Source organism: Kitasatospora sp. NPDC127035 (genome assembly GCF_042726075.1).
Taxonomy (GTDB): domain Bacteria; phylum Actinomycetota; class Actinomycetes; order Streptomycetales; family Streptomycetaceae; genus Kitasatospora.
Genome location: NZ_JBHXDN010000041.1, coordinates 44,064 through 62,824, shown reverse-complemented (window position 1 = coordinate 62,824; position 18,761 = coordinate 44,064). Strand labels below are relative to the sequence as shown.

Annotated in this window: 10 protein-coding genes; 4 read left to right on the top strand and 6 right to left on the bottom strand. The window is 75.5% G+C overall.

Features of this window, described 5'->3' with window-relative positions:
* Positions 1–59: 59 nt before the first annotated feature.
* From ACFWIC_RS25985 to ACFWIC_RS25960, 6 genes are all read right to left on the bottom strand, one after another.
* Positions 60–4,748 (bottom strand): condensation domain-containing protein, encoded by a 4,689-nt coding sequence (locus tag ACFWIC_RS25985; RefSeq protein WP_380520136.1) that lies wholly within the window; start codon positions 4,746–4,748, stop codon positions 60–62.
* Positions 4,748–8,230 carry an amino acid adenylation domain-containing protein gene (locus ACFWIC_RS25980; protein WP_380520135.1) on the bottom strand — a complete coding sequence of 1,161 codons (3,483 nt, stop codon included), beginning with the start codon at positions 8,228–8,230 and terminating at the stop codon, positions 4,748–4,750. Before ACFWIC_RS25980 ends, ACFWIC_RS25985 begins: the two co-directional genes overlap by 1 nt.
* A 3-nt stretch (positions 8,231–8,233) precedes the next feature.
* Positions 8,234–8,455, bottom strand: coding sequence for an MbtH family protein (locus tag ACFWIC_RS25975; RefSeq protein ID WP_329884344.1), 222 nt, complete (start codon positions 8,453–8,455; stop codon positions 8,234–8,236).
* An 80-nt stretch (positions 8,456–8,535) separates the two neighbouring features.
* Entirely contained in the window at positions 8,536–10,788 is a 2,253-nt protein-coding gene (locus ACFWIC_RS25970) for an amino acid adenylation domain-containing protein (RefSeq protein WP_380520134.1), read from the bottom strand.
* The gene (locus ACFWIC_RS25965; RefSeq protein WP_355407829.1) at positions 10,785–11,561 is read right to left on the bottom strand and encodes a thioesterase domain-containing protein; all 777 of its coding nucleotides are present in this window, start codon (positions 11,559–11,561) and stop codon (positions 10,785–10,787) included. The genes ACFWIC_RS25970 and ACFWIC_RS25965 overlap by 4 nt, the downstream gene beginning before the upstream one ends.
* The gene (locus ACFWIC_RS25960) at positions 11,558–12,715 is read right to left on the bottom strand and encodes a thioesterase domain-containing protein (protein ID WP_380520133.1); all 1,158 of its coding nucleotides are present in this window, start codon (positions 12,713–12,715) and stop codon (positions 11,558–11,560) included. Before ACFWIC_RS25960 ends, ACFWIC_RS25965 begins: the two co-directional genes overlap by 4 nt.
* Positions 12,716–12,959: 244 nt before the next feature.
* Between ACFWIC_RS25960 and ACFWIC_RS25955 the strand changes: the two genes are divergently transcribed.
* The 4 genes from ACFWIC_RS25955 to ACFWIC_RS25940 all read left to right on the top strand — a co-directional run.
* Positions 12,960–13,955, top strand: a complete 996-nt coding sequence (locus ACFWIC_RS25955) for a TauD/TfdA family dioxygenase (RefSeq protein WP_380362197.1) — start codon at positions 12,960–12,962, stop codon at positions 13,953–13,955.
* A gap of 420 nt (positions 13,956–14,375) precedes the next feature.
* Positions 14,376–16,295 (top strand): ABC transporter ATP-binding protein, encoded by a 1,920-nt coding sequence (locus ACFWIC_RS25950; RefSeq protein ID WP_380520132.1) that lies wholly within the window; start codon positions 14,376–14,378, stop codon positions 16,293–16,295.
* Positions 16,288–18,078, top strand: a complete 1,791-nt coding sequence (locus ACFWIC_RS25945; RefSeq protein ID WP_329884330.1) for an ABC transporter ATP-binding protein — start codon at positions 16,288–16,290, stop codon at positions 18,076–18,078. Before ACFWIC_RS25950 ends, ACFWIC_RS25945 begins: the two co-directional genes overlap by 8 nt.
* The coding region (locus tag ACFWIC_RS25940) for a helix-turn-helix domain-containing protein (RefSeq protein WP_380520131.1) at positions 18,075–18,761 on the top strand (687 nt) is incomplete at its 3' end. The genes ACFWIC_RS25945 and ACFWIC_RS25940, both read left to right, overlap by 4 nt.

The following is an 18,761-nucleotide window of genomic DNA, read 5'->3' as shown; positions in this document are numbered from 1 at the left end:
GGGGCCGGCACCGACGTGATGCCGGTGCCGGCCCCGCGGCCGTGCCGTCCCCCGCGGCGTCAGAGATCCGCCGCACGGAACTCGGTGACCGCCTCCCACAGCATCCGGGGCGTCCGGAACATGTCGACGACCTGGAAGTCGTCGGGGAAGACGATGTCGTAGAGCTGCTCGATGGCGACCATCAGGCCGACGGTGGCCATCGAGTTCAGACCGATGTCGGCGAGCGGCACGTCCGGTTCGAGCGCGCCCTCGTACGACGCGCCGGCCAGTACCTCGCGCAGGAGGTCGGCGAAGCCGTCGTCCCAGGGCAGTTCGTCCGGCCCGTCGGCGGGCGGCGCGGCGGACGGCTCGGGCAGGCGGTCCGGGTCGACCGTGCCGGACGCGGTGAGCGGCCACTCGTCGACCACGACCAGCGCGTCCGGGATGAGGTGGCGCGGCAGCCTGCGTTCGGCGAGCGCCCGGCGCACCTCGTCCGGCGCGAACTCCTCGGTCACGGTGCGCACGTACCCGATCAGCCGCGGTCCGGCAGGCCCGGACGCGCCCGCCGGCGCCGGGTCCTGGCGGGCCGGGTCCTGACGGACCACCACCCGGCAGTCCCGCACCGAGGGGTGCAGTCCGAGCAGTTCCGCGGTCCGGTGCGGGCCGCCGACCGGGCCGAGCGGCTCCAGCCGCCCGCTGCGGCCGAGCCGGGCCAGCCGGCCCGTGCGGTGCGGTCGCCCGCCCTCGGTGTCCGCGTCCGGGTCGTCGACGCAGAGCTCCCCCACCACGCCGACCGGCACCCGGCGCTGCCGGTCGTCGGCGACCCGCAGGGCCAGTCCCGGCACCGGCCTGCCGTCGAAGGCCACCGGGCCGAGCAGCCCGTCGGCGTCCAGGACCTCGATCACCCTGGCCCGGGAGCGCAGACCGGCCGCCGGGGCGGGGCCGGCGTGGACGTCGCCGCCGAGGAGGACGGTGACCGGCCGCGGGGCCGGGTCGAGCACGCGCTCCGCGACCAGCGGGGTCGTCCACAGGTGCGTCACCCGCCCGCCCGCGATCAGTTCCCGCATCTCGGGGACGGCGTCGGGCAGCGGGGCGGAGGTGAGGACGGCGCAGGCCCCGGAGGTGAGCGCGGCGAGCACCTCGACCAGCCCGGCGGCGGTCACCGGCGGCGCGGCGCAGAGCCAGGACGAGCCCCGGCCGCTGCCCGCCCCGCGCGCGTCGAGTTCGACGTGGATCCGGTGCAGGGCGCGGGCCAGGGCGCGGTGCGTCACGGCCGTTCCGGGGGCGCCGGGCAGGACGCAGGCGGTGTCCCCGGGGATCACCGCGGGCTGCGCGAGGACGGGCAGGGCGGGCAGGGCGGGGCCGCCGGAGTCGTCCGGGGCGAGGCCGAAGGAGGCGCCCAGACGCCAGACGGCGAGCACCGCGGCGACCGTGTCGGGCCCCCGCTCGGGCGCGACCGCGACCAGCGAGCCCGGACCGACGCCGCGCTCGCGCAGGCCCCGGGCGATCTCCTCGGCCCTGGCGTCGAGCTGCCGGTAGCCGGTCACCCGGTCGCCGTACCGGAGCGCGGGGTCGTCCGGGTGCGCGGCCAGCACCCGGGCGAAGGCCCCGGTGACGCTCGCCGCACGCTCGTCAGTCCGCTCGTCCGTCCGCTTCGCCGTGCGCCCGGTGTGCTCCGTACGGTCCAGGACCCGCAGGCTCTCCCGCTCGCGCGCCGGCAGGCAGTCGGCGCGGGCGTCCCCCTCCGGTCCGAGGGACATCCGCTCCAGCACCGTCCGGTAGAGGGCGGTGAGCCGGACGGCGGCGGCCCGGCTCAACCGGTGGCTGGTCGTGTTGAGCTTGAGGATCCCCGAGATGGTGAAGACGTGCAGCGCGAACTCGTTGTCGTTGTCGTTGTACGTCGCGTCCTCGTCGAGCAGGCTCCTGTCGACCTGGCGGAAGTCCAGGTAGTTGAAGAACACGTCGAGCAGCCGGCCGCCGGGGCCGAACTCCTGTTGGATGACCTGCATCGGGAAGACCCGGTGCGGCCAGAGCCCGGTCAGTCCGTCGTAGACCGCCTTGACCAGCCCGCCCCAGGTGATCGCCCCGGTGGGCATGGCGAACGGCAGCGTGTTGAGGTACATGCCGAGGACCCGGTCGGCGCCCAGGACCTCGGGCCGCGCGTCGCAGACCAGTCCGGTGTAGAAGTCCTCGGTGGCCACGACCGCGCTCATGACCTTCATGTGCGCGGCCAGCAGCACGGCCTTCATCGACGTGCCGGTCTCGCTCGCCAGCCGGCGCAGGTCGTCCTCCAGGTCGCGGAAGTCCAGCATGTGCTGGTACCGCTCGCGGGCGAGCGCCCGGTCGCCCTGCCAGGCGGTCGGCAGGGCGGTGCCGGTCCGGCCCTCGACCACGCCGCGCCAGAAGGCGCGGTGCTCCTCGGACTCGCGCGCCGCCGCCTCGGCGGCGACGTAGTCCGCGTACCGGAAGGCCACCGGCTCGGGCTCGGCGGGGGTGCGGCCCGCGCGCAGCTCGTAGTAGCCGGTGAGGATCTCCATCAGCATCGTGTGGAAGCTGAAGCCCTCCAGGATGGGGTGGCACTCCGTGATGGTGATCCACCACTCCTTGGCGTCCTCGGCGCGGTGGCCGTGGACGCGGATCAGCGGCGCGGCGGCGATGTCCATCGGGTTGCGGCGCTCGCCGGCCGCGTACTCCTCCAGCGCCGGCCGCCAGCCGCCCGGTCCGAGGACGCCGTGGTCGGTGACGCCGACGTCGATCAGGGCGGCGCGGTGCACCAGTTGGAGCGGCACCGAGTACCGGTTCAGGTCGAAGCCGGTCCGCAGGACCTCGTGCCGGTCGACGACCAGCTGGGTGGCCCGCCGGAGCGCGGCGTGGTCCAGCGGCTCCTCGTCGCGGACCAGGTAGGAGGTGGTGTCCTGGTAGGTGTTGACGTCGGGCCGGGCCCGCAGCTCGATGAGCATGCCGAGCTGGGTCGCCGTCAGCGGGTAGGCGTCCACGGCGTCGGGCGGCAGGGCCGCGCGGTCCTCCGGGGACAGCTGGGCGAAGGGGGCGACCCGGACGGGCAGGTCGGGCCCGGTGCCGGAGGTCTGCTCCGCGCACCACTCGGCCAGTTCCTCGATGCTCTGGTAGGCGAAGATGTCGGTGGCCGACACCTCCAGGCCCTCCGCGCGCAGCCGGCCGGACAGGGCCACGGCGCGCAGCGAGTCGCCGCCGACGTCGAAGAAGTTGTCCTGCGGGCCGACGGCGTCCAGTTCCAGGACCTCGGCCCAGATCCGGTGCAGCGTCGCGGCCAGGGCGGCCGTGGCCCGGGTCCCGCCCGGGGCCGGCCCCGGACCGTCCGGTTCCGTGCCCGGCTCGGTGGCGGCGGCGGTGCCCGGTCCGGCGGCCCGGTCCGGGGCGGCCTGCCCGCCGGCGGGGAGCGGCGCGAGGGGCTCGCGCACCAGCGCGTCGAGCAGCGGTTCCCAGGCGGTGGCCCAGCCCTGCACGGTGGCCTCGTCGAGCACCGCCGCGGCGTACTCCAGCCGGACGACGAACTGCCCGTCCTCGGTGGCGGCGACGTGCATGTTGAGGTCGAACTTGGCGTCGGGCGCGACGCCGGAGCCGGTCCGCTCGACCGTCAGGCCGGGCAGCCGGAATCCGCCGTCCTCCCCGGCCGCCTCCATGTCGAAGGCGGCCTGGAACAGCGGGTTCTCGTCGAGGCCGCGGGCCGGGTTCACCTCGTCGACGACCCGCTTGAACGGGACGAACCGGTGGTCGAAGGCGTCCAGGACGCCCGCCCTGATCCGGGCGACCAGGTCGGTGAAGGTCTGCCCGGCGGTGTGCCGCGACCGGACCACGACGGTGTTGACGGTGTAGCCGAGGAGCCCGTCCAGATCGGGCGTCCGGGTCGAGACCGGGAGCCCCACCACCACGTCGTCGCTGCCGGTCAGCCGGGCGAGCATCACGTGGTAGGCCGCCAGCAGCACCATGAAGGGGGTGGCCCGGTTGGCCGCGGCGAGCGCGCGGACGCGGTCGGCGGTCTCCGGGGCGACCGTCAGGTCGACGAGGCCGCCGCGGCGGTCGGCGCGGGCCGGCCGCGGCCGGTCCAGCGGCAGCGGCACGTCCCGGACGTCCCCGAGCGCGTCCCGCCAGTAGTCCAGGTGCCTGCGGAGCGCCGCGTCCGTCGTGCGGCCCTGTTCCCACACCGCGAAGTCGGCGTACTGGACGGGCGGTTCGTCGAGGCCCGACGGCGTGCCGGCGCTCTCCTCCCCGTAGAGCGCCGCCAGCTCCGCCACCATCACCTGGTAGGAGTCCTCGTCGGCGGCGATGTGATGGATGCTGACGACCATCAGGTGGAGTTCCGGGCCTGCCCCGATCACGGTGACCCGGACCGGCTGGTGCCTGGCCAGGTCGAAGGGCCGGCGCCGTTCCCACTCGGCGATCTGCCCGGCGCGCTCCTCACGGGTCGCGGCCGGCTCGTCCGCCAGGTCGACCACGCGCAGGGCGAACGGCCCGGGTGGGTCGACGAGTTGGCAGGGCTCGTCGTCGATCTGCTGGTAGCGGGTCCGGAGGATCTCGTGGCGGGTCACCAGCCGCTCCCAGGAGCGGCGCAGCGCCTCGGTGTCCAGCGGCCCGGAGAGCCGGAGCGTCCAGGTCATCAGGTAGGCCCGGCCGGTGGGGGCGAACTGGTGCAGCAGCCACATCTGCTGCTGGCCGGAGGAGAGCGGCAGCGGACGGCTCCGGTCCGCCGGTTCGATGGTCCGCCTTCCCCGGGACGGTGCGGCCGCCATCAGGTGTCCTTCCCTGTCGAGTCGCCCTGCCGGTCGGGGGTGCCGTCGGACTCCCGGAGGAGTTCCTCGACCTCCCGGGCGAGGTCGGTGGCCGTGGGCCGGTCGAAGAAGGCGCGCATCGACACCTCCACGCCGAAGGCGGTCTGGATGTTCCACAGCAGGCGGGCCGCGAGCAGCGAGTTGCCGCCGTGCGTCATGAAGTCGTCGTCGGGGCCGGCGTCGGGCAGTTCCAGCAGCTCGCGGACGAAGCCCAGGATCGTCTCCAGCCCGGCGGCCGTCCCGTCCGCGGCCGTCCCGTCGGCCTCCGCCACGTCCGGCACCTCCGCCGTCTCCGTCAACTCCGGCACCTCCGTCACCTCCGGTTCGTCCAGGCCGGCCGCGCCGACCGTCAGGGCCGGGTCGGCGGCGAACCGCTCGGCCAGGTCGCGCAGGCGCCCGGCGAGGCCGGTCGCCACCGCCTCGTCGTAGAGCGCGGAGGAGTACTCCAGGGCTCCCCCGTAACTGCCGTCGGGGTACGGCCAGAGCGTGAGCGCCAGGTCGGTGCGGGACACCGTCCAGGCCCGGCCGAGCAGTTCGAGGTCGCGCTCGCGCGGGACCTGACCGATCCCGTCGTCGCCGGTCAGGGCGAACAGGTTCTGGAACAGCGGGGTCCGGGAGAGGTCGCGGGCCGGGGCGACCGCCTCGGCGACGGCCTCGAAGGGCGCCGCGTGCCGGGCGAACGCCTCCCGGCAGGTCTGCTCGACCACGGCCACCGCCTCCTCGAAGGGCAGGTCCGGGGTGAGCCGGGGCCGCAGGACCACGGTGTTGAGGAACAGGCCGACCAGGTCGTGCAGCTCCGGGCGGATCCGCCCGGCGTGCGGGGAGCCGGTCCCGAAGTCCCACTGGCCCGCGGCCCGCGCGAGCGCGACCGTCCAGAGCGTCAGGAAGACCACGTACGGGGTCGCGCCGGTCCGGCGGCCGAGCGCGAGAAGCGCCTCGACGGACGGCGCGGGCAGGTCGACGACGACCCCGGTGCCGTCGATGCCTCGCCGCTCGGCGCGTTCGCGGGCGGTGGGCAGCTCCAGCGCGGGCAGGTCGGCCAGCGTCTCGCGCCAGTAGGCGAGTTGCTCCTCCAACAGGTCGTCGGTCAGCTGGGCCCGGAGCCAGGCGGCGGCGTCGACGTAGCGCAGCGCGGGCTCCGGCAGGACCGGCTCACGGCCCTCCCCGAGCGCGGAGACCGTCGCACGCAGCTCCTGTTCGAGCAGCCGGGAGGACCAGCCGTCGCCGACGATGTGGTGGCAGACCAGCAGCAGCAGTTGCTCCGGCCCGCCGTCCCGCAGCAGCGCGGCCCGCAGCAGCGGCGCGGACGCCAGGTCGAAGCCCTCGCCGAGCTGTTCGGCGACGAGACCGTCGACCCGGTCGGGGGTGGTCTCGACGGTGCGCAGCTTGACCGGGGCCGCGTCCGCCGGCTCGACGACGGCGGCCAGGCCCCGGCCGTCCATCACGTAGCGGGTGCGCAGCACCTCGTGCCGCTCCACCAGCCGGGCCAGCGCGTCCTCGACCAGGTCGGCGGGCACCTCGGCGGGCAGCCAGAGCAGGATCGGGAGGAGGTACTCGCGGCTCCGGGGGGACATCCGGTCGAGGACCCAGAACCGTTCCTGCGCGTGGGTGAGCGGCAGCCGGGCGCCGGGCGGCAGCGCCTCGATCGGCTGCGCCGCGGAGGCCCGGGACAGCAGTTCGGCCTGCTGCCGCACGGTCGACGCGTAGTGCAGGTCACGCAGCGGGACGTCCAGGCCGGAGGCCCGGGTGAGCCCGGCAGCGAGCCGGGTCAGCATCAGCGAGTGGCCGCCCAGGCGGAAGAAGTCGTCGTCGGGCCCGATCCCGTCGGTGTCGAGCAGTTGCCGCCAGGCCGCCAGCACGATCCGCTCCTCGGCGGTCTGCGGGGCCGGGGCGGCGGGGCCCGGCGCCGACGACCAGTCGGGCTCGGGCAGCCGGGCCCGGTCGGTCTTGCCGCTGGTGGTCCGGGGGAAGGCGTCGGTCTCGGTGACCAGGGCGGGGACGAGGGCCGGGGGCAGCCGGTCGCGCAGGTGGGCGACGAGGTCCTCGGCGGCGCCGGTCCGCGAGGTGACCACCCAGGCCACCAGGCGCCGGGTGCCGTCGGGCCCGTCGACCGCCCGGACGGCGGCCTCGACCACCTCGGGGTGGGTCTCCAGGGCCGCCTCGACCTCGCCGGGTTCGATCCGGACGCCGTTGACCTTCAGCTGGTCGTCGATGCGGCCGGCGAACTCCAGGGCGCCGTCCGGGCGGCGGCGGACGAGGTCGCCGGTGCGGAACATCCGGGCGCCGGGCGGCCCGGCGGGGTCCGGCAGGAAGCGCGTCGCGGTGCGGGCCGGGTCCCCGTGGTAGCCGCGGGCGACGCCGGGGCCGCACAGGTAGAGCTCGTACAGCGGATCACCGTCCCCGGCGGCGGTGTCCCCGGCGGGGGCGTCCCCGCCGTTCTCGCCGTCCCCGGGCGGGAGGAGGAGCACGCGGGCGTTGTCGATGGGCTCGCCGATCGGAACGGCCCCGGTGAGCTGCGCGCGGTCGAAGCGCTGCGCCAGGGCGTCGATGGAGCACTCGGTGGGCCCGTAGGTGTTCCAGATCTCCACGTCGACCCGGTCGAGCACGCGCCGGCAGAGTTCGGCGTGCAGCGGCTCGCCCGCCGAGCAGACGGTCCGCAGAGTCGTGCAGGAGTCCAGGCCGGGCTCGGCGGCCAGCAGGCGCAGCATGGTGGGGACGACCTGCACCACGGTGGCCCGCTGCTCGCGGATCGAGGCGACGAGTTCGGCGGGGTCGCGGCCCGCGTCGGGGCGGCCGAAGGTCACCGGGGCGCCGCAGACCAGCGGGCCGAAGATCTCCCAGCCGGCCGCGTCGAAGGTGAGCGGGGTCTTCTGCAGGACCCGGTCGTCGGCGCCGAGGCCCAGGGCGCGGACGCCCCAGCACACGCGGTTGGCGATGCCCGCGTGGTCCACGACGACGCCCTTGGGAGCGCCGGTGGAGCCGGAGGTGAAGATCACGTAGGCGGCCCGGTGCCCGGTGGCGGGCAGGGGCGGGGTGTCCGGGTCCCCGGCGTCGAGCAGGTCGTCGACCAGGTGGGCGGCGGTCGACGGGGCGAGTTCCGCGCCCCGTCCGGACCAGGTCCGGTCCACGACGGTGAGGTGCGCACCCGCCGCCTCGACGACCCGGCGCAGCCGCCCGGGCGGGGCGAAGGGGTCGAGCGGCAGGTAGCAGGCACCGGCCAGCCAGACGCCGAGCAGTGCCTCGACCAGCTGCGGCCCGGGGGCCATCAGGACGGCGACGACGGACTCGGGTCCGGCGCCGAGCCCGGCGAGGGCGCCGGCGACCCGCCGGGCCGAGCGCTCCAGCGCGCCGTAGGAGAGCTCGTCGGTCCCGGCGACGACCGCGGGGGCGTCGGGGTGTTCCCTGGCGCGGGCCAGGAAGAGCTCCGGCAGCAGGCGGTTCATCGGCTACCTCGCCTCGCTCTGCGCGGTGGGCCGGCCGCCGCGGGCACCGAGCGGACGCAGGTCCGTCCAGACCGCGGTGATGTGCGCCAGGCACTGCCGCCGGTCGCCGGTGAAGCCGGCGGCCCGCCAGCCCTCCGGCGGTCGGCGGTCCGCGTCCCAGATCGAGTACTGCTCCTCCTGGTTGACCACTACTTGGTACGTCCTGTCCGCAGCCGTGTCGCTCACCGGATCCTGCTTTCCTGAGTGCTTCGGGTACGTGGGGTGGCGGGTCGCGGGCCGGCGGGGGCGGCGCGACGCCGCGCGGGTCAGAGGCCTGCCTGGAGCGCGCGGGTGTCGACCTTGCCGTTCGCGGTCAGCGGGATCTCCGGGACGATCCGGACCTCGGCGGGGACCATGTACGCGGGCAGGCCCCCGGCCAGGTCGGCCCGCACCCGGGCGACGTCGACGGCGGCGCCCGCCTCGGGCACCAGGAACGCCGCGAGCCGCTGGGCCCCCGACGGCCCGGGGACGGCGATCACCACGGCCTCGACGATCTCCGGGCGCCGTTGCAGCACGGCCCGGATCTCGCCGGGCTCCACCCGGTAGCCGCGGATCTTCACCTGGTGGTCGGTGCGGCCGAGGAACTCCAGCTCGCCCCGGCGCCAGCGGCCGCGGTCGCCGGTGCGGTACAGGCGCGATCCCGGTGGCCCGTAGGGGTCGGGCAGGAAGCGCTCGGCGGTGAGTGCGGGCGCTCCGAGGTACCCGCGGGCCACCCCCGCCCCGCCGACGTACACCTCGCCGGGAACGCCCTCGGGGACGGGTTCGAGCCGGTCGTCGAGGACGTACATCGTGGTGTTGGGGATGGGCCGGCCGAGCGGGACGAGCCCGTCGTCCGGGAGTTCCGTGGTCACCTGCCCGGAGTTGCCGACGGTGATCTCGGTCGGGCCGTACTCGGTGGCCACCGGGGTGCCGCCGGGGCCGGCCAGGTCGTGCCAGCGGCGGGCCAGGTCGGTCGGGAAGGCGTCTCCGGCGGCGATCACCAGCCCGGCCAGACCGTGCGCCTCCTCGGGTTCGAGGTCCGTGCTGAGCAGGTTCAGGTGGCCCGGCGTCATCTTGATGAAGCTGTAGGGCGCACCGTCGACCAGGAGCGCGCCGAGGTCGGCGGGGTCGAGCGGGTCGGGCAGCAGGTCGACCCGCTGTCCGACGACCAGCGGCGTGTACAGGCTCGGCACGCCCAGGTCGAAGCCGATCGAGCTGAAGTGCGGGGACCCGCCGGTGCCCCGGGCGGCGTACTCCAGGGCCGTCCAGAGCACGTAGTTGGCGAGTCCGGCGTGGTGCACCATGACGCCCTTGGGCGCTCCGGTCGACCCGGAGGTGTAGATGACGTACGCCAGGTGGGCCGGTCCGGAGGGGACGTCGACGAGGTCCGGGGACAGCGCGTCGATCTCCGTGCGCTCCCGGTCGAGCAGGACGAACGCCTCGTCCCCCAGACCCTCGGGACCCAGGCCCTCGGGACCGGAGCCTTCCGGACCGGAACCCTCGGCCGCCGGTCCCTCGTCCACCAGGCCGTCGGCGGCGGGGCGGTCGAACAGCGGGCGGTGCTCGGAGCGGGTCACCACCAGCGGGCACCCGGCGGCGGCGACCATGCCGCGCAGCCGCTGGGCGGGCAGGTCGGGGTCGAGCGGGAGGTACGGCGCGCCGCTCTTCCAGACGCCGAGGAGCGTCGGCAGCAGGTCCTCCCCGTGCCGCAGGCAGACGCCGACGAGCGCCTCGGGCCGCGCGCCGCGGGCGAGCAGGTGCCGGGCGATCCGGGTGGACCGCAGGTCGAGTTCGCGGTAGCTGAGCGTCCGTCCGTCGGCGCGGACGGCCGGCGCGTCGGGCGTCCGGGCCGCCTGGCGCCGGAAGAGTTCGAGGACGCCGACGGGTTCGCGCGGAACGCTCCGGCCGAGCGCCCAGCGGCGCAGCACGGCGTGCCGTTCGCCGTCCGGCAGGACGGCGGCCACCGCGTCACCCTCCGGCGCCCCCGCCATCGCCTCCAGGACGCGGCGGTACATGACGGCCAGCCGGTCCAGTTCGGCGGCGGCCAGGTAGCCGTCGGCGTGCAGCACCAGGGTCCGGCCGTCGACGCCGACCCGCAGGCCGTGGCGGCGGGCCGGGTCGGCCGGCTCGTCCGGCTTGCCGAGGTCGGCGGCGTCGGCCGCGAACAGCACGTGGTCGGCGGGCCCGGCCGCCCCGCCCTCCGGTCCGGCGGCGGGCCGCACCGCGCGCAGGGCCGTCCCGACCAGCCCGACCAGCTCCCGCCAGGTCCGCGCGGCACCGGGCCGCACGGTGAGGCTGTGCGGGCCGGGACCGTCCCCGGCCGGGAGCACGTCGGTGCTGAACTCGGCCTCCTCGACCAGGGTGTTCAGGACCTTGACGTGGGCCGCGGCGGGTGCCGCGACCGGGTCGGCCCCGGCCGCGGCGGCGAGCGCGTCCAGGGCGGCGGCCAGGTCGTCGTAGCGGACCTCGGCCCGGTGGGCCGTCGCTCCGGCCCGGTCGGTGCGCCACGCACTGGGCAGTCTGACGTCTCCGGCGCTCACGCCTCGCCCTCCAGGTCCAGCAGCCGTCGTGCGATCCGCCCGATCAGGGGGCCCGCGTCGTTGAGGATGTAGTGACCCGCGTCCAGCAGGTGCAGCGTGAACTCGCGGCTCGTCTCGGTGCTCCAGGCGGCCATCGACGAGGCGCTCACGAACTCGTCGCGGCGACCGCCGACGACGGTGACGGGCAGGTCGAGCGGCGGGCCCTGGGTGTACTCCAGGGTCTCGACGATCTGGTAGTCGGCCCGGAGGATCCGCTCGAACATGGCCATCAGGTCCTGGTCGCCCAGGACCTGTTCGGCCATGCCGCCGTACTTGACGACCCGCGCCAGCAGTTCGGCGCGGGGCAGCCGGTGCAGCGGCGGGTCCTCGACCGTCCGCACCCGCGGTCCCTCCGCGGAGGAGACCACCAGCTCGACCGGGGCCGGTGCGCCGACGGCGGCGAGCCGGCGCACCAGCTCGGTGGCCGGCACGCTGCCGGAGCAGTGGCCGACCACCGCGTACGGCAGGTCGAGCAGCGGGGTCAGGTGCGGCAGGAGGTCGTCGATCAGGGCGTGCCCGTCGGTGAGCAGGGCCTCCCGCACCCGGTTCTCGCGCCCGGGCGGCCGGACCGCGCAGAGGTCGACCTCCGGCGGCAGGTGGTCGAGCCAGGGCTTGAACGCGGCGGCGCCGGCGCCGACGTGCGGGAAGCAGAAGATCCGCAGCGCGGGGCGCTCCGGGGGCCTGAGCCGGGCGATCACCCGGTTCGCCGCTGCACTCGTGGTACCGCCGTTCATACGTCGAGCGCCTTCCTCATCGTCTCGGCCACCTGCGGGTCGCGGATGACGGCCAGGGGGGATTCGAGCCCGTGGTCGAGCCGGTGGACGTCCGGCGGCCGGGCCGCGCCCGCCCACGCCCGCTCCGCCGGATGCGGGTCCGGGCCGTCCAGGAACAGCAGCGCCCGCCCGTCGTACGGCTCGTACGCGTGGGCCCGGACGGCCGACGCGAGCCGGGCCCAGGCCAGTTGGAGCCGGGGGAGGTCGCCGGGCCCCACCGTCCCGTCGTACCACTCCTCCTCGGCGATCCGGTCGTGGATCTCGGCGAGGCTCTCGCCCCCGGTGAGCCCGAACCGTCCGGCGAGCAGGGCCAGCCGCCGGCCGAGCAGGTCGTCGGGTCCGGCGTCCGGCTCGCCCGGCGCCGGCCCGGCGGGCGGCGCGACCAGGGCCAGCAGCGCCACCTGGGCGCCCGAACCGCGCAGCCGGCGGGCCAGTTCGAGGGCGACCACCGCGCCGAGGCCGAAGCCGGCCAGCCGGTAGGGCCCGTCGGGCCGGCGCCCGCGCAGGTCCGCGAGCAGCCGCTCGGCGACCTCCCCGACGCTCCCGAACGGCGGGATCGGGCCGCGGGCGCCCGGGAGGGCGTACCCGTGGGCGGCCCGGCCACCGGTCCACCGGGCGACCGCCGCGCGCTCGGCCCGGACGTGACGGTCGGAATGCACCACGAACAGCGGCGCGGCCGGGTCGCCCTCGGCTATCGGCTCCGGCCGGACGTCCGCCGCGGTCCAGTCCGGCGCGGACACCGCGGCGGCGGCCCCGGGGTCGAGGGCGAGGGCGCGCGGCGGGCCGGTCGGCGTGCCGCCCGCGCCGGGGCCGCCGAGGGTCAGGTGCTCGGCCAGCCGGGCCGGCGTCGGGTGGCGCAGCGCCGCCGAACTCCGGACCCGGAGGCCGCGTTCCCGGGCGGCGGCCACGATCGTGGTGATCGCGAGTGAGTCGCCGCCCAGGTCGAAGAAGTCGTCGTACGGCGAGACCCGGTGCCCGAAGTGCGCGCTCCAGAGCTCGCACAGCAGGCGCTCGACGGCACGGCAGCCGAGCGGGTCCGCGGTGTCCGCGCGGCCGGCACGGCGGCCGTCCGCCGGTGGGGGCGGAGGTATTCGGGTCCGAAAGTTCGGCTGCACGGCAAGGCTCCGTCTCCTGGATCGGGCTTGTCGGAAAGCTTGGTTTCCGCGCCCGCCCCAGGACAGGCATCCGGCAGGCAAGTTACCCGCCCCCAATTGCCGGTTGGCTGCCTGGAGACCGTGCGACGTGGCGGGAAAGAATCGCCGTCGGGTCGCCGCACGGCGATTGTGTATTCCGCGGCGACTCTCATCCGAGAGGACAGGCCCCGGTCGCCTCAAGGGTATTCCGACGAGGAGAACCAGCGTGACCTCAACCATGGCGAGCACCAATACCGACCACCGCGGAGACACCTCCGTACTCGAACTCACCGGCGGCGAGCGGGCCGAGCTGGAGTCGCTGGCCCGGCAGCTGGCGCGCACCGGCCCGGGGCTGGTGGACGATCCCGGCTGGCAGGCCACGGCCCGCGAGGAGAGCTGCCGGCTGCCCGGCCGGCTGAGCCGGGCGGTCCGGGCGTTCCGGCACGACGCCGGGGACGCCGGCACCCTGACGATCAGCAACCTCCCGATGCCGGCGGAGCCGCTGCCGCCCACCCCGACCGTGCCCGACTCCGTGGAGCGCCGGACCACCGTCCCGGCCGCCCTGGCCGTCCTGCTCGGCAGCGAGCTCGGGACGGTGATCGCCTACCGGGACGAGAAGTTCGGCGCGCTGGTCCAGAACGTCGTCCCGGTGCCGGCGCTCGCGGGCTCCCAGAGCAACGGCGGATCGGTGCAGCTGGAGTTCCACACGGAGAACGCCTTCCACCCCCACCGTCCCGACTACGTCGGGCTGTTGTGCCTGCGCCCGGCGCACGAGGACCAGGTCGGCACCCAGGTCGCCTCGATCCGGCGCGCCCTCCCGCTGCTGGACGAGGAGGCGCTGACCGTCCTGCGGGAGGCGCGCTTCATGACCGAGGCGCCGCCGTCCTTCCACGCGGTGGGGCTCTCCAGCCCGCACCCGGTGCTCGGCGGCGCGCCCGAGGACCCGGACATCTGCGTCGACTTCCACGCCACCCGGGCCCTGGACGAGCGCGCCGAGAAGTCCCTGGCGCAGCTGCGCGAGGCGCTGGTCGAGGTGCGGTCCGACGTGGTGCTCCGCCCCGGTGACATGATCTTCGTCGACAACCGGCTGGTCGTCCACGGGCGGGTCGCGTTCTCACCCCGCTACGACGGCAACGACCGGTGGCTGCACCGCGTCTTCGTCCACCTGGACCACCGTCGCAGCCGCCGGCACCGCCCCGACAACGGGGCCGTGCTGACCTGACGGTTCCGCCGGGCCGGGGTCCCCCGCCCCGGCGCCGGGGCGGGGTCCCGGCCCGCCCCGGTCCCGGCGGAACCGCCCCGACCACGGCGAATAGCCGTTCCATACCGGCCCCATACCGCCTCCGAATCAGGCGTCCCTAGGTTCGGTACCGCCGACGGACCACCGGTACCGCCCACCCGGGCGCACCCCGGCCGGACCGCGGGCGGCACCGGGCGGTGCGGCGCCCCACCGGTCGCCCCGACGGCCTCCGGGGCGCCGCGCCACCGCGTCCTCGCGACCCGTCGCAGCGGGGACCGCGGACCAGGCACCGCGTCCGGACCCCTCCCCCGGCTCCGCCAGGCTCCCCACCTGTTCGACCCTCCTCAACCGGCTCCTCCGCCAGCCACGCGACCGTCGACAGACAGGAAGAGTGCTCACCCCATGGCCGTCCTGCGCATCCCCCTGAAACGAAGGCCCAGGCTCTCGCCGACCATCCACGGGATCTTCAACCTCCTGCGCCTGCTGCCCCGGGTCAACCGGGCCAAGGCCGTCCTGGGGGCGTTCGGCGTGCTGGTGTCCGCGGTGCTTCCGGTGGCGGTCGCCGTGGTGACCGGTCTGCTCATCGGCTCGATCGGCGCGACCCTCGACGCGGGGCTCTCCTCCCCCGCCGGGCACCACACGATCGTCCTGCTGGCCGTCTCCGGGGGGCTGGTGCTGGTCCAGCAGACCCTCGCGCCGCTGCTGACCGCGCTCGGCGAGACCCTCGGCCGCGAGGTCGACCGGGAACTCCAGCAGCGGGTCATGGCGGCCGTCGGCCGGCCGGAGGGGACGGCCCACCTGACCGACCCGCACGTCCTGGACACCCTGCGGGTCGTCCGGGGCCTCGGGATGGCCGAGACCGACCGGCCGAGCCAGGCGGTGGCCGCCCTCGCGGTGGTGCTGCCGGCGTGGCTGCGCGCCGTGACCGCGGCGATCACCCTGCTGGCCTTCCAGTGGTGGGTGGGTCTGATGTGGCTGGCGGCCTGGCCGCTGGTCGTGCACTTCATGCAGCGCGAGTACTTCCGGGTCGGCCGCGTCGGCTTCGGCCGCAGCGCCCTGCTGCGCCAGGCCGAGTACCTGCGGGACCTGGTGCTCACCCGGCCCGCCGCCAAGGAGGTCCGGCTGTGGGGCCTGCTGGACTGGCTCCTCGAACGCTTCGCCCGGTCCTGGCAGGAGGCGACCGAGCCGGTCTGGCGGGAACGCAAGCCGCGGCCGCGCGTGGTGCTCGGCGCCACCGGGACGATCGCGCTCGTCAACCTGGTCTCGTACGGCGTGCTGGCCTGGGCGGCCGTGCACCACGACATCGGCCTCGGCAGCGTCGCCGTCTTCACCCAGGCGCTGGCGCTGGCCAACAACTACACGGCGTTCGACGACAACAACGCCTACCTCTCGTTCGCCGGCGCCGCCGTCCCCCAGGTCCTGGGTCTGGACGAGCGGCTCTCCGCTTCCTCCGGCGCGGCGCAGCCGCGGCACGCCGAGCTCCCCGCCGCCTTCCCCGCCGACCGGATCAGCTTCGCCGGGGTCCGGTTCCGCTACCCCGGGACGGACCGCGAGGCGCTGCGCGGCGTCGACCTCGACATCGCCGCCGGCCGTTCGCTGGCCATCGTGGGCGACAACGGCGCCGGGAAGAGCTCGCTGGTCAAGCTGCTCTGCGGCCTGCACACGCCGACCGGGGGCACCATCCGGGTCGACGGCCACGATCTGGCGGAACTCGACACGGCGCTCTGGCGCAGCCGGATCGGCGTGCTGTTCCAGGACTACGCCCGCTACCACCTGACGGCGGCGGAGAACATCGGCATGGGCGCGCCGCGGTTCGCCGGCGACCGGGACCGGCTGCGCGAGGCGGCGGACCGCGCGGGCGCGCTCGCCCTGGTCGAGGGGCTCCCGAACGGCTGGGACACCGTGCTGTCGCCCGAGTACACCGGCGGCACCGATCTCTCCGGCGGGCAGTGGCAGCGGATCGCCCTGGCCCGGGCCATGTTCGCGGTGGACGCCGGTGCCCGCGTGCTGATCCTGGACGAGCCGACCGCGGCGCTGGACGTCCGGGCCGAGGCGGAGATCTACGAGCGGTTCCTCGAACTCACCGCCGGACTGACCACGATCCTGATCTCGCACCGCTTCTCCACCGTCCGGTGCGCGGAGCGGATCATCGTCCTCGACGACGGCGTCGTCGCCGAGGACGGCACCCACGACGAACTCCTGGCCCGGCGCGGGCGCTACGCGGCGATGTTCGACATCCAGGCGGCCCGCTTCGCCGACCCGGAACAGGGCGGGGAAGCCGGCATCGAGCTCCGGACCGCAGCGGAGGCGGGACATGCGTAAGTCATTCCAGGCGTTCCGGGAGCTGATGCGGATCGGCTTCGGCGCGGCCCCGTGGCACGCGGCGATGCAGTTCCTCACCGGCATCGTCTTCGAGATCTCCGTCCCGATCGGCGGCCTCGGCGCCAAGATGATCGTGGACGCGGCGGTCTCCGAGGACCTCCGGCTGGGACTCGGCGCGGCCGTGATGCTCGGCATCACCGTCGCCGCGGCGCTGACCTCGGTCTTCTACTACGTGCACTGCCTCTTCACCGTCCAGGAGCGGGCGACGGCCGTCGCCAGCCGGCGGCTGATGCGGCTGATCGGCGGGGCCGAGGGCCTGGCCCACTACGAGTACCCCGAGTACCTGGACCAGGTGCAGCGCATCCGGGAGCAGCAGTTCCAGCTGTCCGGCATGGTGAACGCCACCGCCGGCGTGCTGCGGGTCGGGGCCACCCTGACGGTCACCGCGATCCTGCTGGCCGGGGTGGACCCGCTGCTGCTCTGCCTCCCGGTACTCACCGTGGTGTCGTTCTGGCTCGGCAAGCGGAGCCGCGACCTGACCGTCCGGGCGCAGGAGGCGACCAGCGAGCGGGAGCGGCTGCGCGCCCACCTGTTCGAGCTGGGCACCTCCACGAACGCGGCGGGCGAACTGCGGGTCTACGGCCTGACGGACCTGCTGGGCACGCGCCACCACCGGACCTCGGGGGCCGTCGTCGGCGAGCGCAACCGGGCCAGCTGGAAGGGCGCCGGCCTGCAGTCGCTGGACGCGCTGATCTCCGCCGCCGGGTACGTCGGCGCCATCTCGCTCGCCCTGGTGCTGGCCGTCCGCGGCCACGCCACGGCCGGTGACGTGGTGCTGGTGCTCGGCCTGGCCGCGCAGCTGAGCGCCACCGTCGGCACGGCGGTGCGGTACGGCACCTACTTCCTCGTGGTGATCCGGGTCGGCCAGCGCCTGGTCTGGCTGCAGGACTACGTGGCGGGCGAGCGGCGCGCGCCCGCCGAGCCCGCCCGGCTGCCGGCCACCCTGAGCCGCGGCATCGAGCTGCAGGACGTCGGCTTCGCGTACCCGGGTTCCGAGGAAGGCCGCGGTGTCCTCGACGGGGTCAGCCTTCGGCTGCCGCCGGGCGCGGTGGTCGCCGTGGTCGGGGACAACGGCGCGGGCAAGACCACGCTGATCAAGCTGCTCTGCGGCTTCTACCGGCCCGGCTCCGGGCGGATCCTGGTCGACGGCGTGGACCTCGCCGACTGTGACACCGCCGAGTGGCGGGCCAGGTGCTCGGCCGCCTTCCAGGACTACGCCAAGCTGGAGTTCCCCGTCCTGGAGACGGTGGGCATCGGCGACCTGCCCCGGATCGAGGACCGGCGGGCCGTCGGCGCGGCCCTGGAACGGGCCGACGCCACCGGCGTCGTCGAGGGGCTGCCGGAGGGCCTGGACACCCGGCTCGGCACCCGCTGGGACGGCGGCACGGAGCTGTCCGGCGGCCAGTGGCAGCGGCTCGCGCTGGCCCGCGGACTGATGCGGACCGAACCGCTGATCGCCGTCTTCGACGAGCCGACCGCCGCGCTGGACGCACACACCGAGAACGCGCTGTTCGAACGCTTCGCCGCCGCCGCACGGGCCGGCCGGGAGCGAAGCACCGTCACCCTCCTGGTCTCCCACCGGTTCTCGACCGTGGGCATGGCCGACCTGATCATCGTGCTCGACGGCGGAAAGGTCAGGGAACAGGGCAGCCACCGGGAGCTGATGGACCGGGGCGGGCTCTACGCCGAGCTCTTCGAACTTCAATCCCGGGGGTACCGATGACACTCGAATACACCCACGAACGCACGCTGCTGGGCGGCCCGCTCCCGGCGTGGGACTCCCGGCTGATCGCGGCGCTGAGGATCCAGCGCGGCTGGACCCAGGAGGAGCTCGCGGAGTACTCCGGCCTGAGCGTGCGCACCATCAGGAACCTGGAGCTCGGCCGGGTGCAGAACCCGCGCCGCTCCTCGGTCGACCTGCTGGTGAACGCGCTCGGCGTGGCCGACGAGCAGCGGCCGAGCCCCGAGAGCCACGACCACGCGCGGTGGCAGGGCCTGCCGGGGCCGGACCCGGCCCCGGTCGTCGGCAGCCCCGCCGTCCAGCAGCAGCTCGCGAACACCGTCCGGGCCAACCGGCTGACCACGTTCCTGGGACCGGGCGGGGTCGGCAAGACCCGGATGGCGCTGAGCGTGGCCGCCCAGGTCAGCCACTTCTTCCGGGACGGCGTGGAGGTCGTGGAGCTCGGCGACATCAGGGCCGAGCGCCCCGGGGAGGAACAGACCGCCGAGGTCCTGCACCGGGTGCGGAGGCAGCTGAGCCGGGGGCGTCCGGCGGGCCGGGCCGGCGCCCCCGGCGGCCACGGCAGCGGCGGCGGCACGGGAAGCGGCGGCGGGCCCGGATCCGGGCCCCCCGCCGCGGCCGGGCTCGAGGCCCAGACCAACGTGCACCGCCTCCTGGACCACGCC